The organism is Pseudolactococcus reticulitermitis (genome assembly GCF_002260845.1).
GTDB lineage: Bacteria > Bacillota > Bacilli > Lactobacillales > Streptococcaceae > Pseudolactococcus > Pseudolactococcus reticulitermitis.
The window spans coordinates 293259-319502 of sequence record NZ_BEDT01000003.1; the positions used below are offsets into that span (position 1 = coordinate 293259).

General features: G+C 43.2%; 26 protein-coding genes and 1 other RNA gene. 2 read left to right on the forward strand and 25 right to left on the reverse strand.

Annotation, left to right across the window (positions count from 1 at the left end; genetic code table 11):
- Window positions 1-56: 56 nt before the first annotated feature.
- From RsY01_RS07430 to RsY01_RS07450, 5 genes are all read right to left on the reverse strand, one after another.
- Window positions 57-269 (reverse strand): YozE family protein, encoded by a 213-nt coding sequence (locus RsY01_RS07430; protein WP_094784923.1) that lies wholly within the window; start codon window positions 267-269, stop codon window positions 57-59.
- The gene (msrA, locus tag RsY01_RS07435; RefSeq protein ID WP_094784924.1) at window positions 266-787 is read right to left on the reverse strand and encodes a peptide-methionine (S)-S-oxide reductase MsrA; all 522 of its coding nucleotides are present in this window, start codon (window positions 785-787) and stop codon (window positions 266-268) included. The genes RsY01_RS07430 and msrA overlap by 4 nt, the downstream gene beginning before the upstream one ends.
- Window positions 784-1647: a CvfB family protein gene (locus tag RsY01_RS07440; protein WP_094784925.1), complete on the reverse strand. Its 864-nt coding sequence runs from the start codon at window positions 1645-1647 to the stop codon at window positions 784-786. The genes msrA and RsY01_RS07440 overlap by 4 nt, the downstream gene beginning before the upstream one ends.
- Before the next feature lie 492 nt (window positions 1648-2139).
- Window positions 2140-2492, reverse strand: a transfer-messenger RNA (tmRNA) gene (gene ssrA, locus RsY01_RS07445).
- Between the two features lie 85 nt (window positions 2493-2577).
- On the reverse strand, window positions 2578-3201 hold the full coding sequence (locus RsY01_RS07450; RefSeq protein WP_094784926.1) for a YigZ family protein: 624 nt from the start codon (window positions 3199-3201) through the stop codon (window positions 2578-2580).
- 43 nt (window positions 3202-3244) lie between these two features.
- Between RsY01_RS07450 and RsY01_RS07455 the strand changes: the two genes are divergently transcribed.
- Together RsY01_RS07455 and RsY01_RS07460 are read left to right on the forward strand one after the other, a co-directional pair.
- On the forward strand, window positions 3245-4519 hold the full coding sequence (locus RsY01_RS07455; protein ID WP_094784927.1) for an ATP-dependent helicase ComFA: 1275 nt from the start codon (window positions 3245-3247) through the stop codon (window positions 4517-4519).
- Entirely contained in the window at window positions 4516-5163 is a 648-nt protein-coding gene (locus RsY01_RS07460; RefSeq protein ID WP_133063199.1) for a ComFC family protein, read from the forward strand. Before RsY01_RS07455 ends, RsY01_RS07460 begins: the two co-directional genes overlap by 4 nt.
- Window positions 5164-5165: 2 nt before the next feature.
- On the opposite strand, the gene RsY01_RS07465 is transcribed toward RsY01_RS07460, so the two are convergent.
- The 20 genes from RsY01_RS07465 to RsY01_RS07560 form a co-directional block, all read right to left on the reverse strand.
- The gene (locus tag RsY01_RS07465) at window positions 5166-5567 is read right to left on the reverse strand and encodes a diacylglycerol kinase family protein (protein ID WP_094784929.1); all 402 of its coding nucleotides are present in this window, start codon (window positions 5565-5567) and stop codon (window positions 5166-5168) included.
- A complete protein-coding gene (gene ybeY, locus RsY01_RS07470) occupies window positions 5551-6042 on the reverse strand; it encodes an rRNA maturation RNase YbeY (protein ID WP_094784930.1) in 492 nt (163 codons plus the stop codon). The genes RsY01_RS07465 and ybeY overlap by 17 nt, the downstream gene beginning before the upstream one ends.
- Before the next feature lie 42 nt (window positions 6043-6084).
- A complete protein-coding gene (locus RsY01_RS07475; protein WP_094784931.1) occupies window positions 6085-6555 on the reverse strand; it encodes an HIT family protein in 471 nt (156 codons plus the stop codon).
- Entirely contained in the window at window positions 6548-7534 is a 987-nt protein-coding gene (locus tag RsY01_RS07480; protein ID WP_094784932.1) for a PhoH family protein, read from the reverse strand. The genes RsY01_RS07475 and RsY01_RS07480 overlap by 8 nt, the downstream gene beginning before the upstream one ends.
- Complete coding sequence (locus RsY01_RS11015) at window positions 7531-7707, reverse strand: hypothetical protein (RefSeq protein ID WP_094784933.1); 177 nt, start codon at window positions 7705-7707, stop codon at window positions 7531-7533. Before RsY01_RS11015 ends, RsY01_RS07480 begins: the two co-directional genes overlap by 4 nt.
- Before the next feature lie 56 nt (window positions 7708-7763).
- Entirely contained in the window at window positions 7764-9083 is a 1320-nt protein-coding gene (gene obgE / locus RsY01_RS07490; protein WP_094784934.1) for a GTPase ObgE, read from the reverse strand.
- A 111-nt stretch (window positions 9084-9194) separates the two neighbouring features.
- Window positions 9195-10118, reverse strand: a complete 924-nt coding sequence (locus tag RsY01_RS07495) for an ATP-binding cassette domain-containing protein (RefSeq protein WP_094784935.1) — start codon at window positions 10116-10118, stop codon at window positions 9195-9197.
- 2 nt (window positions 10119-10120) lie between these two features.
- On the reverse strand, window positions 10121-11179 hold the full coding sequence (locus RsY01_RS07500) for an ABC transporter ATP-binding protein (RefSeq protein ID WP_094784936.1): 1059 nt from the start codon (window positions 11177-11179) through the stop codon (window positions 10121-10123).
- A 16-nt stretch (window positions 11180-11195) separates the two neighbouring features.
- Window positions 11196-12116 carry an oligopeptide ABC transporter permease OppC gene (oppC, locus tag RsY01_RS07505; protein WP_094784937.1) on the reverse strand — a complete coding sequence of 307 codons (921 nt, stop codon included), beginning with the start codon at window positions 12114-12116 and terminating at the stop codon, window positions 11196-11198.
- A gap of 1 nt (window position 12117) precedes the next feature.
- On the reverse strand, window positions 12118-13644 hold the full coding sequence (locus tag RsY01_RS07510; protein ID WP_094784938.1) for an ABC transporter permease: 1527 nt from the start codon (window positions 13642-13644) through the stop codon (window positions 12118-12120).
- A gap of 325 nt (window positions 13645-13969) precedes the next feature.
- Window positions 13970-15946: an ABC transporter substrate-binding protein gene (locus tag RsY01_RS07515; RefSeq protein WP_094784939.1), complete on the reverse strand. Its 1977-nt coding sequence runs from the start codon at window positions 15944-15946 to the stop codon at window positions 13970-13972.
- A gap of 183 nt (window positions 15947-16129) precedes the next feature.
- Window positions 16130-17260, reverse strand: coding sequence for a cell division protein FtsQ/DivIB (locus RsY01_RS07520; protein ID WP_094784940.1), 1131 nt, complete (start codon window positions 17258-17260; stop codon window positions 16130-16132).
- On the reverse strand, window positions 17250-18356 hold the full coding sequence (gene murG / locus RsY01_RS07525; RefSeq protein ID WP_094784941.1) for an undecaprenyldiphospho-muramoylpentapeptide beta-N-acetylglucosaminyltransferase: 1107 nt from the start codon (window positions 18354-18356) through the stop codon (window positions 17250-17252). The genes RsY01_RS07520 and murG overlap by 11 nt, the downstream gene beginning before the upstream one ends.
- A 2-nt stretch (window positions 18357-18358) precedes the next feature.
- Window positions 18359-19717, reverse strand: coding sequence for a UDP-N-acetylmuramoyl-L-alanine--D-glutamate ligase (murD, locus tag RsY01_RS07530; protein ID WP_094784942.1), 1359 nt, complete (start codon window positions 19715-19717; stop codon window positions 18359-18361).
- Between the two features lie 213 nt (window positions 19718-19930).
- Window positions 19931-20272 carry a P-II family nitrogen regulator gene (locus RsY01_RS07535; protein ID WP_094784943.1) on the reverse strand — a complete coding sequence of 114 codons (342 nt, stop codon included), beginning with the start codon at window positions 20270-20272 and terminating at the stop codon, window positions 19931-19933.
- Between the two features lie 29 nt (window positions 20273-20301).
- Window positions 20302-21540 carry an ammonium transporter gene (locus RsY01_RS07540; RefSeq protein ID WP_094784944.1) on the reverse strand — a complete coding sequence of 413 codons (1239 nt, stop codon included), beginning with the start codon at window positions 21538-21540 and terminating at the stop codon, window positions 20302-20304.
- 192 nt (window positions 21541-21732) lie between these two features.
- Window positions 21733-23223 (reverse strand): HAMP domain-containing sensor histidine kinase, encoded by a 1491-nt coding sequence (locus RsY01_RS07545; protein WP_094784945.1) that lies wholly within the window; start codon window positions 23221-23223, stop codon window positions 21733-21735.
- A gap of 114 nt (window positions 23224-23337) precedes the next feature.
- Window positions 23338-24030: a response regulator transcription factor gene (locus RsY01_RS07550; protein WP_094784946.1), complete on the reverse strand. Its 693-nt coding sequence runs from the start codon at window positions 24028-24030 to the stop codon at window positions 23338-23340.
- 48 nt (window positions 24031-24078) lie between these two features.
- Window positions 24079-25500: an NADP-dependent phosphogluconate dehydrogenase gene (gndA, locus tag RsY01_RS07555; RefSeq protein ID WP_094784947.1), complete on the reverse strand. Its 1422-nt coding sequence runs from the start codon at window positions 25498-25500 to the stop codon at window positions 24079-24081.
- Window positions 25501-25699: 199 nt separating this feature from the next.
- The gene (locus RsY01_RS07560; protein WP_094784948.1) at window positions 25700-26242 is read right to left on the reverse strand and encodes a YceD family protein; all 543 of its coding nucleotides are present in this window, start codon (window positions 26240-26242) and stop codon (window positions 25700-25702) included.
- Between the last annotated feature and the right edge of the window lie 2 nt (window positions 26243-26244).

Sequence of the window (26244 nt, forward strand, 5' to 3'; positions counted from 1 at the left end):
ACACAAAAAAGCCCCATTTCTGGCGACTCTTTGTCTTGATATAGCCTAAAAAACGATTATCTCTCCGCTAGATACTGCTCCCAAATCTCATCAAATATTGAGAGATTAAAAGCAAAATTAGCATGGGTTTCCAGATAAGTCGAGATGTCATCGAAATCTGATGACTGCTTTGGAAAGGTCGTCTCTTCATAGACCAGATTGGCGAGTTTGGTGAGGTCATCGCCTACTTGATAAGCCCGATATTTCATCAAAAAAGTGTAAAAACTCATAGTTTCCCCCATTGTCTGGCTAAAAAGTCATGGCGCATTTGGGCGCTTTGGGCATATCTGGTCGGATTCGTTTTATAGAAGCCTTGGTGATAACTTTCCGCCGGCCAAAAAGTCTGACTCGGCTCAATCGCCACCACAATCGGAAAATCGAAGCGTCCAGAAGCCTGTAGTTGCGCCTTACTGTCAGTCGCGATTCGTTTTTGTTCCCCATTGTCATAGAAAATGACTGGGCGATAGTTATCGCCGCGATCCTGAAATTGACCGAAAGCATCCGTCGGGTCGGTCAGCGTCCAGTAGAGCGCCACCAGCTCGCCATAGCTGACGATGGCGTTATCGAAAATAATCTCAACAGCTTCGGTATGACCGGTTTTGTGGGTTAAAACAGCCTCATAGGTCGGGTTTGGGGTCGTGCCACCTGTGTAGCCACTCAGGACGCTCAAAATGCCCGACATTTCCTCAAAAGGCTGCACCATGCACCAAAAACAGCCGCCCGCAAAAATCGCACGTTCTTGGCTCATAATAATGTCGTTCCTGTCGCATCTTGTTTGATTTTGCCTTGTTTCATCAAGCCGCCCAGCGCTTTCTTAAACTGACCTTTGGAAATGGCGAAAGTCGCCTTGATGTCCTCTGGCGCTGATTTATCATAGAAAGGCATCTGCCCGCCCTGCTGCTCCAGATAGGTCAAAATCAGCTGGGCATCCGCATCCAGCATCTCGTGAGCGCGCGGTTTGAGGCTGAGGTTCAGCGTTCTATCCATCTCACGATAACCAATCACGCGCACATCCAGCTCCTGCCCCAAACGTGGCTCTGAAAAGCGCTCATTGGGATGAATAAAACCGAGCATATTATTTTCTGGAAGATAGACGAAAGTACCTGAGAGTTTATTGCGGTAGACAATGGCGTGTAGATTCTGGTTTTGCATGTTATCATAAGCCTTGCCAGCCATCTGAACAAAGGTTTCAGGATAGGCTAGCTCACCCCAGATGCGGTCTTTATTGTCAACGGCCAGTTTAACGTAGAGCTTATCGCCTTTTTTCGGCCACAGCTCTTTTAGCTCAGGCAAAATATCAACGGAAACGACGACATCTTTTTCAGGGATATTGACATCCAGAAAGACACCTAGGTCTTTTCTGACATCAGTCACAGTCCCCCAACCGTAAGTGTCTCGTGTGGCTGCAGGTGTTGTCAAGGTCAGACGTTGCTTACCCGCCTTGTCCATGTAGGCGAAGCCAGTGACCTCATCACCAAGGGCAAAATCGCCTTCGGTTTTCGGCAATCTGAAAATCAGACCATCTTTTTGAATATAGTAATGTTGCTCGTTTTCATCGGTAATTTTTCCGGTAATCAGCGTTGCCATGATGGCATTTAAATCTGTCATAGTGTCCTCTTTGCTTTCGTTTCTCAGTGGTTAAGTAGCTGCAATTTCCTCCATTATACCATAAAAAGTGGGCGGGTTTTGGTAGTGCTCTAAAGATGATGGAAATGAATAATTTGACACCACAACTATTTGTGCTATAATTTAATCATAACTTGGATTGCTAGAATCTAGCACAAAGAGCTATGTACAGGAATACATAGCTCTTTTTTTGCACTTATTTTAGCGTGTGCGGACAACCTGTCTAGGCTATTTGTCCTGATCCATCATTTTTTCAATGATGATAAGCAATATGCCTGCAACGACATTTTCTAATGCTTGGATTGCAAAATCTAACATGTTAAACACCTCCTCCCTAGACAAAGAGGTGTCGATAAAGATGATAACATAATAGCAAAAAAAACATAGGTAATCATATAGCCAATTAAAATCCCCTGCCCCTAAATCAAACCCAAAAACAAAAGACCCCTTATCAACAAGAGGTCTTTTGCTATTTCATGGAGCCGGTGGGAGTCGAACCCACGTCCAAATGCCTTGCTATATCAGCGTCTACAATCATAGGGACTGTCTAAATTTAACAAGCTAACGAGACAATCCTCGAACAAAGTCAGTTTGCGAGTCTCTTAATCTCTTCTCTGGCGTCAAGACGCCGCCAAATCGTATCCTACTAGATTAGGCCATCAAATCGCCATAGGCGAGCGAAAGTCAGGCACACAGGCTGTGGTTTAGGCAGCTACTGCGTAAGTTTGTGTATTTTTAGCAGTTATATTTATCTGCGGCGGTTTAGAGTGGCGCCTCACTAATCGCAGCTCATACGCGACAACATCTGTCGAATCCAGAACGACCCCGAATGCTAAGTCAATGTGATGAACACATGTTGACTTCTATGCCCAAGACATCTAGCAAGCGACCTCTTGGAAATCCATTATAGCACTAAATGGCGACTTCTACAAGTTTTTTATCGCCTACTGTCAAGTCTAGTTTGCCATGAAACTGCTCTGTTAAATTTTGCTTGAGTTGCTCAACGTCAGCTGTATCCGCAAAGATAGAGATGACGACCCTATCCGTGAAAACTGAGTCGGCGATAGCCAGACCAGCACTTGCGAGATACCTCGACACATTGTCAAAAAGCCCGTAATCCAGATGAAGATTGAGCTGGGTTTGCTCGACGATTTTGACGAGACCAACGGCATCAATGGCGTGGTTGACACTACCGGCGTAGGCACGAATCAAACCGCCAGCGCCGAGCTTGATGCCGCCAAAATAACGGGTGACGACGGCGACAAGGTTGGTCAGCTCACGTTTTTTAAGGATTTCTAGCATGGGGACGCCTGCTGTACCAGAAGGTTCCCCGTCGTCTGATGAGCGCTGAATTTCCTGATGCTTGCCAATCGTGAAGGCTGAAACGTTGTGGTTGGCTTTATGGTGTTGTTTTTTGATTGCCGTGATAAACTCACGCGCCTCATCTTCGCTCGTCACACGCTTGAGATGGCAAATAAAGCGAGATTTTTTGATGGCTTCTTCGAATATCACATCATTTTTAATCGTAATCGTCATAAAAATATTGTAACATTTTCTGATCAAATCCGTATAAGATAGTATGGATAACTTATACGGTCGCCTATTGACGCGACAAGAACTGGGCGATGACTTTGAAAATCTGCCTGAACATACTGTGACTTTTCCCGGGATGACACGCACTAACAAGTCGGTCACTTGTCAGCGCTGCGGGACGACATCTGCTCTTGAAACTGTCACCTTAGAAATCCCTGCCTATTTTTGTCCAGAATGTCTCCATCTCGGACGAGTTCGCTCTGATGAATTGCTTTATCACTTGCCCCAGCAAGGCTTCCCAGCTCAAGATAGCTTGCGCTGGACTGGGCAACTCACATCTTATCAGGCTGAAATCTCTAGGGAGTTACGCAATGCTGTCAATCAAAACTCTCAGATTTTAGTCCATGCCGTCACAGGGGCAGGGAAAACTGAGATGATTTACGCTGCCGTCGCCAAGGTCATCTCAAATGGCGGTGCTGTTGGGATTGCGACACCAAGAACTGATGTCGCCCGTGAGCTTCACGCCAGATTATCTCGTGATTTTTCGATTCCGATTTCACTCTTGCATGCTGATTCTGAGCCTTATTTTCCGACACCACTTGTCATCTCGACAACTCACCAGCTCTTGCGCTTTCGTCATGCCTTTGATTTGCTGATTATCGATGAAGTGGACGCCTTTCCCTTTGCGGACAATGACGCCCTATATTTTGCGGCTGAGCAATCTCGAAAGCCTGTGTCAACGCTGATTTACCTGACCGCAACATCTACTGACAAACTGGATAAATTAGTTAAAACTGGTCAATTAAAGCAGGTGGCTTTGTCCCGTCGTTTTCATGGCAATCCCCTCGTCGTGCCAAAACCCATCTTCAATAGCAGCGAAAAAGTCATCTACCGTTATATCACAAAACAGCGCGAAACTGGTTTTCCGCTCCTTATTTTCGCGCCCGTTATCGCCTTTGGGGAATTATTCGCTGAGCGCTTGCGTGGTCTGTTCCCTGATGAAAGGATAGGCTTTGTTGCCTCTACGAGTGAAAATCGTGCTGAGGAAATTGAACGCTTCCGACAAGGGCAGCTGACGATTTTAATCTCGACGACGATTTTAGAGCGGGGAGTGACTTTTCCTAAAGTCGATGTTTTTGTGATTCACAGTCACCACCGCCTCTTTACCAAATCTAGTCTGATTCAGATTGCTGGGCGTACTGGCCGGAGTCCCGAGCGTCCGACTGGTCTGGTCTACTTTTTTCATGCTGGTTTGACCAGAGAGATGACACGAGCCATCTCCGAAATTCGTCAGATGAATCGACTGGGAGGTTTCGCGTGACTGATTGCCTACTCTGCCATAAGACATTGACACCATTTTTCCAATTTTCGGATATTTTTTTGTCTCGAAAACCTCGGGAGACCGTTTGTCCAGACTGTTGGGCACAATTTGAAGTCATTTCAGAACGACATTGTCAGATTTGTTATAAACCTGATATTGATGGTAGGTGTCGCGATTGTCAGCAGATTACTGACCCTATTTTGCATCAAGCCATTTTTCATTATAATGCCTTTGCCAAGGCTTATTTTCAACATTACAAATTTCAAGGGGATTTTAGACTTCGTGCGGCTTTTAACACGGTTCTTGCAAGTCGTCTTAAAAATCAAACTATCGTGCCAATACCCGTTTCTCCTGAGCGTTTACAAAGTCGGGGCTTTAATCAAGTCACTGGCTTTTTAAGCAGCGCCAAGCTCCCTTACCTTGATCTCTTGACTAAGCAAGAAACCCGTCATCAGTCCCATAAAACACGGTCTGAACGTTTAGCGTCTGATAATCCATTTATCATGAAAGAACATGTCGCTATTCCTGATAAGCTAGTCATCTTTGATGATATTTACACCACGGGTACAACGCTCAGACAGGCTGCCAAGACACTAAAAAACGCAAGCTGCGCCCACGTTTCAACGTTTTCATTATTTCGCTAAGTTTAAAAAATCAGTGCCCAAATTTTAGGTAAGAAAATCAGCAAACCAACGAGAACGGCATAGAGTGAGATAAATAAAACCGCGCCTGCCGCCATATCCTTGGCATTTTTGGCGAGCATGGAAAAGTGATAATCACTTGCCAAATCGACGACATTTTCAATCGCCGAATTGATGATTTCACCAAAAATAACGAGGAAAATTGCCAGGAGTAAAAAGAGCCATTCCGTAATTGAAATCCTAAAAACAAAGCCAAACATGATGGCCACAATCGCACTCACGGCGTGTTTGCGCAAGTTACGTTCTTCACGAAAGGCTGTGATAATCCCAGTTAGGGCGAACTCAAGTGAGGCATAAACCGTCAGATTTTTCCATTTTTTAGCTGATTTTTTATCTTGTAAGGCCATAAGCTGTCAAAATCTCTTCCTGTAAAGCAAACATCACTTTTTCATCTTCTGGCACCATGTGGTCGTAGCCATTGATATGAAGAAAGCCATGTACCGCTAAAAATCCCATCTCACGCGCATAACTATGACCGTAATTATCGGCCTGTTCTTGCGCCTTTTCAATCGAAATATAAAGCTCGCCGATAAAACTATCAAAGTCTGCCAACTCAGCTTGAAGCTCCTCAGGCATGTCGAAATCTTCGCCAAAAGCAATCTCTTCTGGTTCATACTCTAAGCTGACCACATCTGTCGGCAAATCTTTGCCCCGATACTCTCGGTTAATAACTTGAATTTCATCATTCAAGACATAAGTGATGGCCATTTCTTTATTTTCAGGTAAATGAATAAAATCAGCCGCAAAGTTTAGCAACTTAATGGTATCCTGTTGCACTGTTTCAGATACTTGACCTGTCTTGTCTTGCATTTCAATGTACACGCTCAACTCCTCCTTTCTCTGTTTGAGCTTCGACAAACGGGATCATTCGTGACCCTTGGTCTGCTCAAAATCTTTTAAATAAGCTGTTAATTTTGACCGAAGTTCACCATGCTTATTTTCATCATACGCATAAGCATCATCAAACCAATAGGATGCATCGTAAAGCCAGACCGGCTTTTTCAAACGTTCAGGTGCTTCTGACAGATAACGCGGAAAAATATGAGCATGTAGGTAGTTATCTGTATTGCCTAGAATATCATAATTTATCCGCAGACAATCAGTCTCAGCAAGCAGTGCATCCCCAATCACGGATATATCCGTTAAGAATTGGCTGCGCTCTGCCAACGTCAAATCATTTAGACTGAACACTTCACGCTTGGGTAAAAGGACACAGTAGCCTGCTAAAAATTGCGTGTCGCCAATACAGGCAAAACCAGATGGCATCTCCACCATCACCATTGGATTCTCACCACGCTGGGCTGCTTCAATTCGATTCTCCCGCCAATCACTCATGTCGTTTTCCTTCTGATTGTCCCTGTTCCTGCGTATCATCTTCGTAAGCTCGAATAATCTCAGCTACAACAGGATGTCTGACCACATCTTTAGCCGAGAAATAGACAAAAGCAACCTGCTTAATGTTAGCGAGTTTATCTTTGGCATCAATCAAGCCTGACTTAGCGTGTCTCGGTAAATCAATTTGGCTGACATCGCCGTTGATAACCATTTTAGAGTTAAAGCCTAACCGCGTCAAAAACATTTTCATTTGCATGGTGGTGGTATTTTGCGCCTCATCTAAAATGACAAAGGCATCATCCAAAGTTCGACCCCGCATATAAGCCAGCGGTGCGATTTCTATCGTCCCTCGCTCAAGCATGCGCTCGACTGTCACTTTGCCTAAGACATTGTATAAGGCATCGTAAATCGGACGCAAATAGGGATCGACTTTTTCCTGCAAATCACCCGGCAAGAAACCGAGATTTTCACCGGCTTCGACCGCAGGGCGTGTCACGATAATCCGCTTGACCTGCCCCCGACGTAGGGCTGTCGTTGCTAAAACAACAGCCAGATAAGTCTTACCCGTCCCCGCCGGACCAATGCCAAAGGTAATATCATGGTGCAAGATATCCTCGACATAAATTTTCTGACCTAGGGTTTTAACCCGAATCGGTTTACCATTACTATCTTTGGTGATTTCCTCTTCGTAAAGGGCGATAAATTTATCGATTTCGCCATTTCGTGCCATGGTCAGAGCTGTGACAACATCGGGTGTATTCACCGTCTGCCCCCGTCCTACCAAGACGAGCAAGGCCTGCAAGACCAAGCGTGTCAATTCATTTTTCTCGTCAGAGTCTGAGACCACCTGAACCACTTCACTACGAAAATGGATGGTCACACCAATCGCGTCTTCCAGATATTTCAGGTGCTTTTCTTGCGCACCAAAAAGATTGGCGCCATCATCAGGATGATTGAGTTTGATTTCAAGAGAGTTCAAATGGCTTTGTCTTCTTTCTTATCTTCTTTTTCTGCTGCTTCACGCGCCAACCGCAATTTGCGATTGGGATTGTATTTATCAAATAGCTCAGCAATTTTTTCTGGTGGCCAAGCATCCGCAGAGGCGATGAAATTGCCTTCATCATCTCGATTTCCGATAATTTTAAAACCCATCTATCTTGCTACCTCCAAATCGTCAGGAACTGTATTTTATACTTAAATGCATCTAATCAGTCCACAAATTCAAATTCGAAATTACCAATTCTGACAATATCGCCGTCTTTAGCACCACGGCCACGGAGGTCTTCATCAATGCCCATACCACGCAATTGACGGGCAAATTTAAAGACTGACTCGTCATGGTCAAAGTTCGTCATGGTAAAGAGTTTTTCAAGTTTCTCACCAGATAAAATCCATGACGCATCATCATCACGCGTAATCTCATAGTCACGCGTGCCTTCATCAAAGCCATAGTAAGCTTCTTTATTATCATCCGCAAAGTCTGCGTCGTCATACAATGGAAATTCAGGTGTTTCACTTAACAATTCTGCTGTTGCTTCAAGCAAGTTTTGTAACCCTTGGCGTGAAATACCAGAAACTGGGAAAACTTGCGGTTTATCTTCAAACTCTTCATAGTTGGCAAAGAGTTTTGCTTTAAATTCAGCTAGATTTTCTTCTGAGTCTGGCATATCCATTTTGTTGGCGACGATAATTTGTGGGCGCTCCATGAGGCGGAGGTTATAGCCTTCCAGCTCATCATTGATGGCGACATAATCATCGTAAGGCTCGCGCCCTTCCATACCACTCATGTCAATCACATGTAGTAACACACGTGTCCGTTCAATATGGCGCAAGAACTGTGTTCCTAAGCCGATCCCTTGGCTAGCGCCCTCAATCAAGCCTGGCATATCCGCAACGACAAAACTTTCGCCGTCGCCAACCCGTACCATGCCAATATTTGGCACTAGCGTTGTAAAGTGGTAAGCGCCAATTTTTGGACGGGCGTTTGAAATCACACTTAACAAGGTTGATTTGCCAACTGACGGGAAACCAACGAGGCCGACATCTGCCAAAACACGAAGTTCTAGTAACAAGGTGCGTTCTTCTCCTGGTTCACCATTTTCAGCGATTTCTGGTGCAGGGTTTCTAGCTGTCGCGAAGCGAATATTCCCACGACCGCCACGACCACCATGTGCCACGGTAAAGGTCTGACCGGGCGCTAACAAATCGACCAAAATCTTATCTGTCTCGAAATCTTTAACCGTTGTCCCTTGCGGCACTTTAACGATCAAGTCCTCTGACCCACGGCCGTGCATCCCTTTATTCATCCCTTTTTCGCCGGGTTTGGCCTTGAAATGACGGTTATAGCGAAAGTCCATGAGGGTGCGCAGCCCCTCGTCAACGACGAAAATCACGTCGCCACCACGGCCACCGTCACCACCTGCAGGCCCACCATCTGGTACGTATTTTTCTCGACGGAAAGAAACGGCGCCATCGCCACCTTTGCCGGCTTTCACTTCAATTCGTGCTGTATCTAAAAACATTGACATGTTGTCACCTTGATTTTCTGTAATTTACTCTATAGTTAACTCCATTATATCAAAAAACGCGAGCTTTCGCTCACGTCTTCTGTCATTAAATCAGTCTTTTAATTTAACATTTTATGATTGTGCTTTGTAGGCTTCTGCTTCAACAGTATTGGCCCAAACAAAGTGACCTGGCTTGATTTCCTGGAAGCTAGGCTTATCTGTCTCATAGTCATGAATGGTGTCATCATAAACGATGAGTTGTTTCTGACGTTCAAGCGCTGGGTCAGGAATTGGCACAGCTGACAAGAGTGATTTGGTGTAGGGATGGATTGGATTGTTAAACAATTCTTCCGTTTCTGCCATTTCCACGATGTCACCATGATAAATCACGGCAATGCGATCACTGATAAAATGCACGACTGACAAGTCATGGGCGACAAAAAGGTAAGTCAAGCCTTTTTCTTCTTGCAAGCGTTGCAGGAGGTTGAGGACTTGGGCACGAATTGACACATCAAGCGCTGAAATCGGTTCATCAGCGATGACCAAACGTGGCTCCATGACAAGCGCCCGTGCAATCCCAATCCGTTGCCGCTGACCACCTGAGAACTCATGTGGATAACGTGACAGATGTTCAGGCAGCAAGCCAACTTCTTTCAGCATGGCTTCAACTTTTGCTTTTCTGTCCGCCTCGTCCTTGTACATGTGGTAATTATAAAGACCTTCTGAGATGACATAATCCACTGTCGCCCGCTCATTAAGTGATGCGGCAGGATCTTGGAAAATCATCTGAATATCTTTCGTCAATGCTTCTTTTTCTGAACTAGATAATTTGGTATTGATTTTCTTACCGTCAAAAATAATATCGCCCGTTTCGATATTATTTAAGCCCATAACGGCACGGCCAATGGTTGTCTTACCCGAGCCAGATTCGCCTACAAGGGCGAATGTTTCGCCTTTGTAGATGTCAAAGTTGGCATTTTTAACCGCAACGTTTTTATTTTTACCTTCACCAAAAGAAATCGAGAGGTCTTTGATTTCTAATAATTTTTCAGCCATGCTTAAGCCCCTCCTTCTTTTGCGTAAATTTTAACCATTTTGGCATGTAAATCTTGGATGCCTTCTGGTTTTGTTAATTCTGGTGCCCGCTCATCCAGCAACCATGTTTTTGCCCAATGCGTCTCACTAACTGGGAATTTTGGTGGGCTTTCAACAAAGTCAATCGCCATCGGTTTTGGATTACGCGGCGCAAAGGCATCCCCTTTAATTTCAGAATAAAGAGAGGGTGGTGTACCCGCAATTGAGTAAAGTTTTTCAGTCGTCGCAAGTTGTGGCAAGCTAGAGAGCAACGCCCAAGTATAGGGGTGACGGCTATCATAGAAGATATCTTCAACCGTACCGTACTCAATGATTTCACCAGAATACATGACCGCAACTTTATCAGCGATAGATGCCACCACACCTAAGTCATGGGTGATGAAAATCATGGCAAAACCATACTCTTCTTTTAATTCTTTCAAGAGCGCAATGATTTGCGCCTGAATCGTCACATCAAGGGCTGTTGTCGGTTCATCACAAATCAAAACTTTTGGCCGTGATGACAAAGCAATCGCGATCACAATCCGTTGACGCATGCCGCCAGAGTATTGGAAAGGGTATTCATCATAGCGTTTTTCAGCTTCCGGAATGCCGACACGATTCATCAAGTCAATGGCGATGGCCTTAGCCTCCTCAGCTGTTTTGCCTTGATGTTTAATGACCGTTTCAGAGATTTGGCTGCCAATGGTTTTAATCGGATTCAGCGAGGTCATCGGGTCTTGAAAGACGGTCGAAATTTGACTCCCCCGAATTTTTTCCCATTCGGCATTTGTTTTCAAATCCGTTAAATTCATGTCGCCATAAGTCACTGCCCCAGTGGCAACAGAACCATTTGCTTCTAACATCCCCGTGAAAACTTTCGTGAAAACTGATTTACCAGAGCCTGATTCCCCTACGAGCGCTAAGGTTTCCCCCTCATGCAAGTCGACTGAAATATTACGAATGGCACGCAAAGTGCGATTACGGACTTGAAATTCAACACTAATATCCTTTGCAGAAAGGATAACTTTTTTATTTGACATAATCATCGCTTCCTTTCTACTGGTGCGTGCGTGGGTCACTTGCGTCAGCAAGGGTTTGACCTACGATATAGAGTGAGACAGTTACCAGACCAAGAATCAAGACTGGAATCCAGAAAAGATAGGCATGGTTGGTAATGTTGTCCGTATAATCAGCAATGATACGTCCAAGAGATGGGGTATCAGATGGCAAACCAACGCCTAGGAAACCAAGAAAGACTTCCAAAGAGATGAAGACTGGCATCTGATTACTGATAATTGTGACAATAACTGAGATGAGATAGGGTAAAATGTTTTTGCTAATCATCGTCGCAGATTTTGTACCGAGTGTGCGAGAAGCAATGTTATATTCGCGGTCACGATACATGATCACTTGGACACGAATCTGGTAGGCAATGCTGACCCAAGAAGTCACACACATGGCAAACAACAAATTCCCGAAACCTGATCCAAAGGCAAAAGACAAGACGAGGAGCACCAAGACTTGTGGCACGTTGTTGACAACGTTATAGACTTCAATCATGAACTTGTCGATTGATTTTGACAAGCCCCAGATAGCGCCCACAATCACACCAATAAGCGTTGAAATCAATGTCGCAAGCATAGCGATTGAAATTGACGTTTTCGCGCCTGCCCAAACAGCATCAAAAAGTGATTGACCTGTCGCGTCAGTCCCAAACCAATTTTTTAAGTTAGGATAGTTATAACGCAGGCTAAAATCATCGATTTTTCCTGAGTTAATCACTTTATAACCCGAAAATATCGGTTGGAAAAAGCTTATCAAAAGCAAAGCAATCAGCAAAACGAGCATCGTAATCGCGAGTTTTGAAGAAAGGAACTTGCGCCCCACACTCTTCCAATAAGAGTAAAGTGGTGCACTGATGACTTCAGATTCGTCGCCTTTGGCAGGGACGAATGAAAATAATTCTTGATCTGACATCTTACTTTTCTCCTTTCGCTAATTTAGTTTTTGATTTTGTTTTTGTTTTTGTCGCAAATTGAATCCGTGGATCAATGATTTGCATGACAAGGTCACCTATCAAGACAGCAAAGACTGCCAAAGTCGTCAAGATAAAGGTAATCCCGACAACTATCGGCGTGTTATTGGCAGCAATCGAATCTGGTAACATTTTACCAAGACCCGGAATGAGGAAAATCGTTTCAGTCATCGTCGCACCAGCGATTGCTGTAACAATAGCCGATGGAATCCCATTGACAACTGGAATCGCTGCATTTTTAAAGATATGTTTACGTGAAATTTCTTTTTCAGATAGACCTTTGGCACGTGCAAACTTGATATAGTCAGCAGACTGTTGGTCGACCATATAACGACGCATCCACATGGTCAATGCTGGCGTCTGAATCAGCGCAATAATAATCGTTGGCATAACATAAGTTGCCACATTGCTTGCGCCGAGTGTCGTAAATGAGCCCGGTAAGCCAATCAATGAGCCGAGGAATCTGTCGGTATAGATAACCGCCAAACTTGGCAGAGCAATCAAGGCTGTGATAAAAATCAAGCCAAAACGGTCAATGATGCTACCCGCATGACGGCTGAAATAAACTGCAAGGACAGTTGAGAAAAGATAAGCTAAAATAATCCCTAGAATTGAAATTCGCGCTGAGTTAGCCATCATCGACGGATCTTGATAGACATTTTTCACATTTGTATAGTCATCTTTGAAAATCTGTTTCATCCGATCGCTTTGATTTTTAGGACTTTGATAAGTTGCCGTATGAATGTCCATAGATGTATTCATCTTCTTGCCATCAGCAAGCGTTATTTGACGTGTGACCGTTTCCCCTTGACCACTTGTCAAAACATCGACAACTGACCGACCGCTAAAGGTTGGGTAGGATTGTCCCAAATTAATCGTGATGAATTTTTGGTGGATAAATGGGAAGGCGCCATCAACATACAGCAAGTATTTGTGTTCAGTACCTGAACCAATGATGGCAGGTCCGCCACCTTTTTCCCACGTGAACTTGATAAACCGCTTGAGGTCAGGATTGGCCTTATCTTGGATTTTCCAAGGATGATCAATCTGAATCAGGTTGGCATAAAACTTCCCGACCCGTTGCCAAATGGGGATTTCACGTGTGGCATAAATCTTCTTAGAAATTGGTAATTGTTCAATTTTCCAATTGCCTTTGACAGATTTTGCCCACTTTTCAGCCGCTTGCAGATTGGCTTTGCTGTCTGTGCCGTCATATTTAGGGTCAATTTTTTCGACTTTAAGAACCAAATCTTTTTGATTCAAGTAGTCGATATAACCTTGACGATCAAAGACTGCATTTTCATACTCACGACGTGCGTCAGCTTTACCTGCAACACGCGCGTATTGCTCATCTGATACAAAAATCTGACGACGTGGAATTAAACTAAAGACGAGTGCGTAAACAATCGTTGTCACAATAACAATGGACAACAGAGCTCGCAACACTCTAAAAAAGATATATTTTTTCATCTATTTCAAACCGTTCTATATTAAGAATTAAGATACTCACGTTCAGTTGATTGATGGTTAGCTAGTAGCTATTTCGGAAAGGACAAATCAGATAGTCTCTCTAAACGCAAAACTGAGACCAGAAGTCTCTAGTCTCACCTTTGCTTCATCCTATACTCACTCTATTCAATCAAGCATAAAATCAAACCACTTTCGCTACCTCTCGTCAAGAGGCGACCGATCAGTTCTAAATTAAGAGCTTGGCTGGTCGCCTCATCTCATCTGACAAGGACTTCAAAAGTTCCTATTTACTATTTACGACGATAGGCGCTAGGCGTGGTTGCTATTATTTGTCAGCTGCTTTTGCTTTTTCTTCAACTTCAGCTTGCCATTTTTTCAACGCTTTTTCATATTCTTTGGCAGTGACTGTCTTATCACTTACTTTCTTGTATTTATAAGAGTAAGCCGTTGAGCCAACACCGTTAGAATCAATTTTTGTAAATGGTACTTCATTTTGCATCAACGGTACAGCACCTGTTGAATAAACTGGTACGATGATACCATTATCAATCAACCATGCCTCAGCTTTAGCAAATGCTGTATAGCGGGCATCATTATCATCTGAGATGGCATTAGCTGTGTCTAACAGTTTTTGGTAGGCAGCAATATCCACGGCAGCTTTAGCAGCGACACCTTTATCTTCGCCTTCAAGTGTCACATCTGGTTCAAAACCGATTTTGATGGTAATATCGCCTTGTTTTGGTGACAAGATGTTGAGGTAAGTACCTGGGTCAGCATAGTCTGGTCCCCATCCTGAAATATTAAAGTCATAGTCAGCTTCAGCGGCTGTCTTGAATGAGAAGGTTGCTTGTGTCCAAGGATCCATGGCAAGTTTGATTGTATTCAATTTCACTTCGCCATCGAAAGCTTTTTGGAAAGAGTTTTCCAGTGAGGCTGCTGAAGCGATGTTAATTGTGCTTGTATCCTGAACTGGAAAGTCCAAAACAATCGGGTTTTCTTTTGAAATCTCAACGCCTTCTGCTTTCAAAGCTGCTTTAGCTTTGGCAAAGGCTGCCTTGGCTAGGTCAAGATTATAAGTTGCATTTTTACCTTGCTCAACTGATGCTTTAGACCAGTTGTCATTATCCATCTCTTGGAGGCTAGATTGAACGGCAGTACCGTAATCTTTACCCGCAATCGTCACGAAATCATACGGTACAAGCGTGTTACGAACAAGTTTTTCAGCACCTTCTTCACCAACACGTTGGGCAGTATATTTGGCTTTATCAAAGGCAAAACTGATGGCTTGACGGAAATCTTTGTTCAACACAGCTTTTTTAGTTGCTGTTTTCTTAACGTCTGTATCGTGGGCTGTATGGCTGTAATTTTGACGGTTGAGGTTAAAGTAACCGAAGTAAGAGTTAGACTCTTGTGCCGTCCAAAGGACATTAGCTTTATCGACATCTTTGAAATATGGCATGGTTGGATAAAGTTGTGCTTTGTTGTATTTACCAGATGTATAATTTTGATACAAATCTTCTGGTTTTTTACCATCGTAGAATGACAATTTGACATTTTTGATGTGGACGTTTTTCTTATCCCAATAAGCGTCGTTAGCTTTATATTCAATGGCTGATTTGTTATCAAATTTAGTCGCGATGTAGGCACCATTATAAAGGATACCATCTGTCGCCACTTTACCAAAGTCTTTGCCTTTTTCTTTCAAGAATTCAGCATTGATTGGGTACAAGATACCATAAGTCGCTTTAGAGTTCCAGAAAGATTCTGGTTGGTTCAAGGTATACGTGACTGTGCCTGCTTTATCGTCAGCTTTGATCCCAACTTTTGAAAAGTCTTTATCCTTACCGCTGGCATAGTCTGCAAGCCCTGTAATCGAATCGCTAACCAAGTAAAGTGTTTCAGAGTTGCTGTCTGCTGCGTGTTTCAAACCAGTAACCCAGTCAGACGGTTTCACTTCAGCATAGTCATTGCCGTCAGCGTCGACCCATTGAACGTCTTTACGAATATGGTAAGTGTAAGTTTTACCATCTTCTGAGACATCCCAAGATTTAGCCAAGGCTGGCTCGATTTGACGGTATTGGTCATACGCCACGAGACCATCAACGAAATTGGCTGTGTTTTCAGCTGTGTATCTTTGACCTGAGAAAACATAATCCAAGGTTTCAGGGTCATTTTGGTAATAGAATGAATAATCTTTACCTTCCGAATCACCAGAACCAGATTTGTTACCACAAGCTGCGAAAAGCCCCAAAGCTGCTACTGACATCAAACCGATGCTTACCATTTTTGTCTTTTTTGTCATATTCTTCTCCCATGTTATATTGCGTTAATAAAAGTATCCACTTTGTTAGTTTACTTAATTTTGTCTTAAATGTCAAGATATTCAGACATTTCTTTTTTTATTAGAACCCTTGTTTTCGCTGTACGATTCTCAAAGGTTTTAAATAACATTTGTTTGTTATTCTAAAAAACAATCTTTAACCACTTACTCTGCCCCAACAGGTGACGTTTCAGATGACTCTGTGGCTTGTGTGTTGTCGGTACTATCACTACCGTCAGTTTCCGCGCCGGTCGGTGTTTCACTACCATTAGCATCTGACTTATTATCTGTTTTATTCGCAGCAGCAGCTTCTTTGGCTTTTTGTTCTTTTTCTTTTTCGTCATCTAAATCTTGCTGATAAGCATCTTTAGACTTAGCATAGATGCCGGCCTCCATATCCACAACGCTCGGTTCTGTCAAGTTCGACGCAACGCTGGTGTAATACGGGAGTTTTTCAGCCATTTGACTCAAAGGCACACGAACTTGGTGGCCATCTTTCATGTCAAGCGCAATGAAGTCTGGCGTGACTTTCGTCGGCACCTTGGTCACTGTTGTGATTTGCGCTTTTATCTCAGGCTTAAGTGTCTCATACGCCAGCACAAATGCCTTAACTTCTTCGGCGCTAAAACCGTCTAAAACAGGCAATCCAGCTAGTTTCTGAGCATCCACTGGCTCCTGCGTCAAAATCTCGCCATTTGATAGGACTAGCTGATATGCGCCACCAGTTTTCAGATAAACACTCTCGCCATACTCGATGATTTTAGCCTTAAATTTATTGGGGAATAGCCAAGTGATTTTAGCCGACTTGACACGCGGAAAGGTCTGCTCGATTTTAGTCGATATGGCAGTCGATTTCTTCATCACGCGCCAGACATGGTCATTTGTTTTGATGCCCGTTGCTTCAGCAATTTGCTCTGTTGATTCATGCACATTGCCAGTTGCAGTGAAACCAGCGATTTTACTGAGCGGTGATATGACATAAATACTGCCTAGAAAGAAGAGTGTTGCCACCAAGATAAAAGGCCAAATTTTACTGAGTACTTCAGAAATTTCACCATCATCTTTTGGTCTTGTCTTAAATTTGAAGCGTTGAAAGAAAGGCGTTTTTACTTCATCTGCTGATAGCTGAGTAGGTGTTGCTTCGTATTTTTCAACGACTGACTCGACCTTGACTGGCTGCTTTTTCCGCTTTTCTTCACGCGCCAGTTTCGCCGCTTCTTCCTTCTTCTTCTTTTGAAATTCAGCGTGCTGTTGCTGCCAAGGTGTCAGTTCAGGTTGTTTCTCTTTATCTGCCATTTAATACATCCTTGAGCACTTGATATAAGCGGTTGCTGGCGTCTGGCACACCCTCACGCAAAGCATTCTCTGCCATTTGCCGATAGGTCACATCATCTAACAAGAGGCTGTCAATCGCCCCGACAATGCTCGTGCCAGTCAGCTCAGCATTTTTAATCATAATCGCAGCACCGGCATTTTCAAGCGCCTCTGCATTTTTCGTCTGATGATCCGCCGTCACATAAGGACTTGGCACCAAGATTGACGGCAGACCGAGCGCCGTAATTTCAGCCAGCGTCGTCGCACCTGCCCGTGATAAAATCAAATCGGCATCATTCAAAACTTCGACCATGTTATGAATATAAGGGACGATTTTGATATTTTCTTTTTGGTTATAGGTTGTGAAGATGTCTGAAAATTCAGGGTCGTTGTAGTAAATTTCGCCTGAGGCGTATAAAATCTGATAAGCTTTCGTTGCCAGTTCAGGCAGTGCTTCGACGACTGCTGTATTGATTTTGAGCGCCCCACGACTGCCACCAAAAATGACGATCGTCTTCTTGTTTGATTTCAAACCGTATTGGTCAAGGACATGACTATCATCTGTCAAATCAGCCACTTCCTGAGCTCTTGGATTGCCCGTAAAGACCGTTTTCTTAGACGGGAAAAATGCCCCTGCCTCTTGGAAAGCCAGCGCAACACGCGTTGCATAACGACTTAGGAACTTATTGGTCACCCCAGGAATCGAGTTCTGTTCATGCACAATTGTCGGAATTTTTAGCTTGGCTGCAGCATAAATCACAGGACCCGCAACATAGCCACCTGTCCCAATGACCACATCCGGTTGAAAAGCCTTGATCACTTTTTTCGCATCCGATACCGATTTGAGAAATTTATAGACGGTTTTGACATTTTCAGGCGACAAAGATCGTTTGAAGCCTTGAATATCTATCGTTTGAAAGTCAATCCCATTTTCTGGAACGATTTTCGATTCCAACCCCTTTTTCGTGCCAATATAAAGCACCGACACATCTGGCTCAACCGTCTTGAGATAATTGATAAAACTAAGTGCTGGATAGATATGGCCTCCCGTACCCCCACCACTAACAATGATTTTCATGATTATTTTTCTTCCAATCCAGTAAAAGCGTCAATAAATAAGTCGCCGCGTTGTTCAAAAGTCTTGTATTGATCCCAGCTCGCATTGGCAGGGCTTAAAAGGACTGTGTCGCCAGCTTCAGCCTTGCTGTAGGCTAATACCGCTGCCGTCGCGACATTCTCACTATCATAGACAGGAATCGCGAGAGATTCTGCCAGCGCGCGAAGTTTTGGCGCTGTTTCGCCAAAGACAATCATGCCTTTCAAATCAGCAACATCCGCCGACAACTCCTCAAAACCATTGCCACGGTCTAAACCACCAGCTAAAAGCCAAAGCGTGCGGTGATTAAAACCTGACAAGGCTTTCTGAGTTGCCAAAATATTGGTCGCCTTGCTGTCATTATAAAACTTGATGTTCGCTTTTTGCCCCATGTATTGCAAGCGGTGTTTAACGCCTGAAAATGTCGTCAGGACACTGAGAATTGCTGTATTTGACACACCGGATAACTTGGCAACACAAATCGCAGCCAAGGCATTTTCGACATTATGCTCACCAGGTAGGGATAAATCAGCTACAGGCATGATTTTTTCAGCTTTGAAGTAAATATGACCGTCTGCAACATAAGCACCCGTTGAAACAGTCTCAGTTGTTGAAAAAGGCACGACTTGCGCTGCTGTCAAAGCTGCCCTGTTTCTGAGTTTGGCTTGATTAAAATTCAGCACCAAAAAATCATCGGCAGTCATATTTTCTTGAATCCGCCATTTAGCCGCTTCATAATTTTCCTGAGAGCCGTGATAATCCAGATGTGCTGAAAATAAATTGGTCATCACTGCGATTTTCGGACGAAAAGCTGCTATCCCCATTAATTGGAAGCTTGACAGCTCCATAATCAAGGTTTCATCAGCCGTCGATTTCGACGCGACATCAGAGGCAGGAAAGCCAATATTGCCTGACAATTTAGCAACTTTACCGTCAGCATTCAAAATATCTGCAATCAGCGTCGTTGTTGTTGTTTTACCATTAGTACCCGTAATCCCAACAATCGGCGACTCAGAAATGAGATAGGCCAGCTCAACTTCCGTGATAATCGGAATCTTCAAGGCTGCTGCCCGCTCAACCATTGGATTATTGTAGGGAATACCCGGATTTTTAACCATGACCGAAAAATCTTCTTCTAGCAAGTCCAGTGGATGACCACCTGTCACGACTTTAATCCCTTCAGTTAGTAAATCTTGGGCTGCTGGATTTTCATCGAAAGGCTTGCCGTCGTTTACCGTGACGATAGCGCCTAGTTGATTGAGCACACGCGCCGCTGATTCTCCAGACTTTGCCAGACCCAGCACCAATACTTTTTTATTTTCAAAATTTGTGATTGTTTTCATGCTTGTTTTCCTTATCGGTCAATTCAAATCGTATTTATATCCTTTAATTCTACCGTTTTTATCGTCATTTTTCAATACTCAGCCACGCGCACAAAAAAATACTTAGACGCCTATTTTCCTAAATCTCTCTAGAAAAGCTATTCGTTAAGCATTTTTGGTATCGTCACTTCTATATTAAATTTTCTTTAAAACTTAATGACTAATTCAATCGCCTTAAATGGCATCAGCATCTTCTTCGCCTGTGCGAATGCGGATGACATTTTCAACCGGTAAGACGAAGATTTTGCCATCGCCAACTTCACCTGTCTGTGTCGTTTCACGGATAACTTCAATCAATTTCGAAACACGTTCTTCGACCGTGACAATCTCAATCTTAATCTTAGCCAACAAGGTCGTGTGCAATTTTTGCCCTCTGACATATTCGACAAAACCTTTTTGATTGCCATAACCCAAAACTTGTGTGACCGTCATCCCTTTCGCCAAATCATTTTTGACCAAGGCATCTTTTAAATCTTCTAATTTTTCAGTGCGAATAATCGCCTCTACTTTTTTCATTTTTTCTTCTCCTTCTCAAGTTTCAGCGTTTAGCTATCTAGTCCCATAAATGTCGGATAAGCCGTTTCATCATGCTCACTATCATCTAAGCCAATCGCTTCTTCGCGGTCACTCACTCGAATCGGCGTAAAGCGCGAGATAACCTTGATGATGACAAAGGTGGCAATGGCGCTAAAGACAATGGTAAACAAAATCGCTTCAAGTTGTGCCAAAAGTAGCTTGCCCGAACCATAAATCACACCTGCATAACCTTTTTCTAAGGCAAGTGATGGCATCGTGAAAATTCCGGTGACAATCCCACCAAAGATACCACCTACGCCATGGGCGCCAAAAGCGTCCAAGGCATCATCATAGCCCAATTTATGTTTGATAACTGAGATGAAAAAGTAAGAAATCGGCGATACAAGCGCCCCAATCAAGAGAGATGACCAGAGCGAGACGAAACCTGCACCTGGCGTGATGGCAACCAAACCGACAACCAAACCAGTTGACGCCCCGACCAAGGTCGGTTTACCAATCGTAAGCTTCTCAATCAAGACCCACGATAACATGGCTGCCGCTGCTGCCGTATTCGTCGTCAGCAAAGCATGTACAGCAAGACCATCTGCAGCAAGCGCTGAGCCAGCATTGAACCCAAACCAACCAAACCAGAGCAGACCTGCACCTAATAGCACAAAAGGAATATTGTGTGGTCGGTATTCTAACCGTGCATAGTCACGACGACGCCCCAAAACAATTGATAAGACTAAGGCACTCACACCCGATGAGATATGAACAACATTACCTCCCGCAAAGTCAATCGAATGAATCTGCGCCAAGAAGCCACCACCCCAAACCATGTGTGCCAGTGGATAATAAACGATAATTAACCAAAAAACCATAAAAATGACAAGTGGTGTGAAACGCATCCGCCCAACCACTGAACCTGTCAAAATCGCAACTGTAATAATCGAGAACATCATCTGAAAGCCAGCAAAAAGGGCATCTGGAATTTCAAGACCATGTAAGTTGTTGTCAGAAATACTGACATCACAAAAGAACGCATGACCGAAATTTCCAATCCATGTGCCATCTCCAGAAAACGACAAACTGTAACCAATCACCACCCAAAGAATAGACGCTATTCCTAGTGGCATAACCGCCATCAGCATGGTATTAATCACGTTTTTACGCCGTTCTAAGCCACCATAGAAAAATGCAAGCGCCGGGGTCATCAGCAAAACCATAGCAGCGCAGATGATGATAAATGCAATACTTCCTGAGTTCATAGACATCTCCTAAAATCGTCTCAAATGATGAGCTATCGCTCAATTTGCATTTCGGTGTTAGATTTTCTAACACCTGAGTTATGTTTTATATTCTAACACAGAAAAAAGAACTTGTAAATAGGAAATATTCAAAAAATTCAAACAAAAATATTAAGTACAAAAAAAACGCTGCAAGCGCAACGTTTTAAGTTATTATTTTAAATCAGCTTTAGGCAGAACCAGCGTAAAGACAGAGCCTTTGCCCAATTCCGATTCGACAGAAACAGAACCATGGTAGATTTGCGCAATGTTGGCGATAATAGAGAGCCCTAAGCCAGTTCCCCCAATCTCACGATTCCTAGCCTTATCAGCACGAAAGAAGCGTTCAAAAACATGCGCCTTATCTTCTTCACAAATGCCCAAGCCACGGTCAGCAACTGATGTGATAATATGTTTGTCATTTTCAGATAGGGTGACTTTGACAAAACTTTCTCCCTCACCAGAATACTTGATGGCATTATCTATCAAAATTGTCAAAGCTTGAATATAATGGTTCTGATTAATCTGCGCTTTAGCCTGAGGATCATCTAACTTATCCTCAAAAGTAAACTCACTTGTCTGATGAATCATTTTCATATTATTGATCAAGTCAGTAACGCTGTCTTCGACGACTGTTTCTTCTGTTATAAAGTCATCTAACTGTTTCAAACGGCTAATATCTAGCATGTCCTGAATCATACTCGACATTTTTTTGATTTCGTGTCGAGAGGCTTCTAAAGACTCGACCAATTGTTCTGGGTCATCTTTCCCCCAGCGCAACAAGAGGTTGATATGACCATCTAGCACAGCAAGCGGTGTCCGAAGTTCATGACTGACATCCGATACAAATCGCTCCTGCCCTTCAATATAATCATGCGTTTTAGACATCATCTGATTAAAGACATCTGCTAGCTCTTCAATTTCATCACCAGAATGAATCTCAACTTCTTCAAATTCACTAGAAGGCGAATACGTTCTTTTTTTCATAGCAGCATACAGTTTGGACAATGGTTTCAAAAAATGATTTGAGACGAAGTAACCAATAAAATTAGCCAGGAACATGGCAACAATCTCTAGCGCAATGAGGATAAATAAAAGCTTATTGCGAATATTGTAGTAAAACTCTAGATTATTAAAGGATTGTAAATAACCAATAACCTGACCTGTTTTTTTTGACTTAATCTCTCGCGTCGTGATGTAACCCGACTGATTATCAATTGTCACAATCACAGGTGCTGTGGATTTTTTATTGGCTAGTGGTATACTTGAGGATTGTGTCGTGAAAATCATTTGACCACTGACATCATAAACCTGAAAAGAGCGCCAACTAACACCGGGGATACCGACTGCCTCAGCAGACTTAATCACATGACCCGCTTCATCATAAAGATTATCAAGTACGTTGGGCTCTTGATAATCTAGATACTTGTAAATATTATCAGGTGTTAAGTTATCACTACTCGTCTCTAATTTTTTAGCGGCGCTGTCTACGACGCTAACCAAGCCATCTTTTTCACCCTCTAAAAAATAGAGAACAGAGCTCTGATAGGATATGATTACAAAGATTGTAAAAACCAAAAAACAGAAAATCATATTGGCAAAAGACCATTTGAGCATGATACTCCGCTTTTTCGGTTGCCTTTTATTAGAGGGTATCTTTCCCATCACCTTCTCCTGAATATTTTTTCATATATTGCTGTCTACTTGAAACACATCGGCTATGTACACCAATAAGCTGACTTTCGTCAGCTTATTAATCTTGTAACTATGAAGGCTTGCTTAGTTATTTTCGCGTAACATGTAACCCAAACCACGAACCGTTTGGATGTATGAATCTTTGCCTTTTTGGTCGAGTTTGTTGCGGAGGTAACGGATATAGACGTCAACAACGTTCGTTTCTGTGCCTTCTTCGTAGCCCCAAACATTTTGAACGAGTTGTTCACGTGTGACCACATCATTGACGTTTTTCATCAAGGTTGTCAACAAATCGTATTCACGTTTTGTCAAATCAATGATTTCGTCACCACGTTGGACTTGACGGTTTTTCTTGTTGATGATTAAATCACGGAAAGTTGTGCCGTCAGTCTTCTTACGTTTTTGGACTTCACGATCTTGACGACGGAAGTTAGAACGTAAACGCGCCAGCAACTCCTCAATCGCGAATGGTTTTGTGATGTAGTCGTCTGCACCAATGTCAAGACCAGCGACTTTGTCCATTGTACTATCACGAGCTGTCATGATGGTAATCGGTGTTTGTTTTTCATTGCGCAAGCGACGGGCGACTTCGAAACCGTCCAATTCTGGCAACATCAAATCCAAAAGGATCATGTCCCATTCTTGGCTCATAGCTGCTTCGAGACCGCTACGGCCATCGTGACGCGTCTCAACACTGTAGCCTTCATGTTCAAGCTCAAGTGATACAAAACGCGCGAGTTGCTTTTCATCTTCAATAACTAGAATTTTTTTTCCCATTACGTGTTCTCTTTTCTATTTTAAATTTAACTTTAGGTTTAAGTTCGTTTATTTTTCGTCATACCACGAATAGTGGAAAATGCCTGGTTTATCTTTACGTTCATAAGTATGCGCGCCAAAGTAATCACGTTGTGCTTGGATTAAGTTAGCTGGCAAGTTTTCTGAACGGTAGCTGTCAAAGTAGGCAATCGCACTTGAGAAAGTTGGGACAGGTACACCTGCTTGAACCGCAAGGGCAACCACATCACGGACAGCGCTTTGATATTTGGCAGTAATCTCGATGAAATATTCATCCAATAAGAGGTTAGCTAAGTCTTCATCACGACCATAAGCATCCGTGATTTTTTGCAAGAACCGGGCACGGATAATACATCCGGCACGCCAAATGGCAGCAATTTCGCCAAATGGTAAATTCCAATTGTTTTCTTTAGAAGCTACACGCAACTGTGCAAAACCTTGGGCGTAAGACATGATTTTTGAGAAGTAAAGCGCTTGACGAATTTTTTCAATCAATTCCGCTTTATCGCCGTCAAATTTGAAGTCTGGTGCTGACAAGATTTTGCTTGCTGCGACACGTTCTGCTTTGTAAGCTGAGATATAACGTGCAAAAACTGACTCTGTAATCAATGGGAGTGGCACGCCTGAATCAAGCGCTGATTGGCTTGTCCATTTACCAGTTCCTTTGTTACCCGCCGCATCCAAGATATAATCAACAACTGGCCCATCTTGACCTTGATCATCTTGGTGCGTCAAGATATCTGTTGTGATTTCGATCAGGTAGCTGTCTAGCTCGCCTTTGTTCCATTCTGCAAAAACAGCTTGCATCTCAGTGGCACTGAGACCAAGTAAGCGTTGCATGAGGTCATAAGACTCAGCGATGAGCTGCATATCGCCGTACTCGATACCGTTATGCACCATTTTCACATAGTGCCCCGCACCTCCAGGGCCAATGTAAGTGACACATGGTTTGCCATCTTCTGGCGCTTTAGCTGAAATCTCTTCTAACACGTCTTTGACCAAATCGTAGGCCTCTTTTTGGCCACCAGGCATGATTGACGGCCCTTCGAGCGCCCCTTTTTCACCACCTGAAACACCCGTGCCGATAAAGTTAATGCCTGAGTTGGCTAATTCAGCATTACGACGTTCTGTATCTTGATAGAAAGTATTCCCGCCATCAATCAGAATATCTCCCTTGTCCAAATATGGCAAGAGGTTTTGAATCGTTGCATCTGTTCCTGGTCCAGCTTGAACCATCAACATGATACGACGTGGTTTCTCAATCGAGTTGACAAATGACGCAATATCATAGCTCGGTACGAAATTTTTTTCAGGATGTGACGCGATCACATCTTCTGTTTTTTCTTTTGAGCGGTTGAAAATTGCGACTGTATAGCCGCGTGACTCAATGTTGAGCGCTAAGTTGCGCCCCATCACTGCCATACCGACCACACCAAAGTTTGCTTGTGTCATTGAACATTCTCCTATCGAATCTTACAAAAATTTATACCCTATAATAATTCATTATAATATAATTTTAATGTCTTTTCAAGCATAAAAGTCTGAATTTCTAACATTTCGACATAAAAATTTTTTTGTCGGCTTTCTAACATTCAGATAGCAAAAAAGCCCTCAAAATTCGGGCAATCTTCGTACTTTTAACACGCATCACTCATTCAAATAAGCCATTAAGTTGAGAAAATGGTGATTTTTTCTCAACATCTTCGACTGCTGACTTGGTTTGTAATGCTGCATAATCATCTTCTGACAAAACCTGCCAAGCTGAACCCGATGGCAGCGCATCTGATTGCTTTTCTTCATCTGTCAAGACGCGCAAAGGTATTTCTAATAAAATATTATCAGCGACTGACTCTGCTAAATCAATCAAATCCTTGTCTAAAATGAAGAGCATGTCCGCATCTAAATCTGCTTGGTGTGCTTCAAAATAAGCCTGCGTCGTGAAAATTTCTGACACAGTCAAAGTCAATGGCACTTCTACTGGCGTCAAACTCCGACTTGACGGCATGGTCAAGGTATAATCCGCTGTAAAACTCAAGCTATAAATACCGCCATCTGCATCGACACGACCATTGACCACGACTGGCGACACATCTAAAATCTCAGGCTCTCGAGATGTCAACTCTTGCTTCAAGTCAAAGACTGTCTCAAACTCGACGGAGTGTTTTTTATTTAATTCTTGTAACGACCATTTCATTT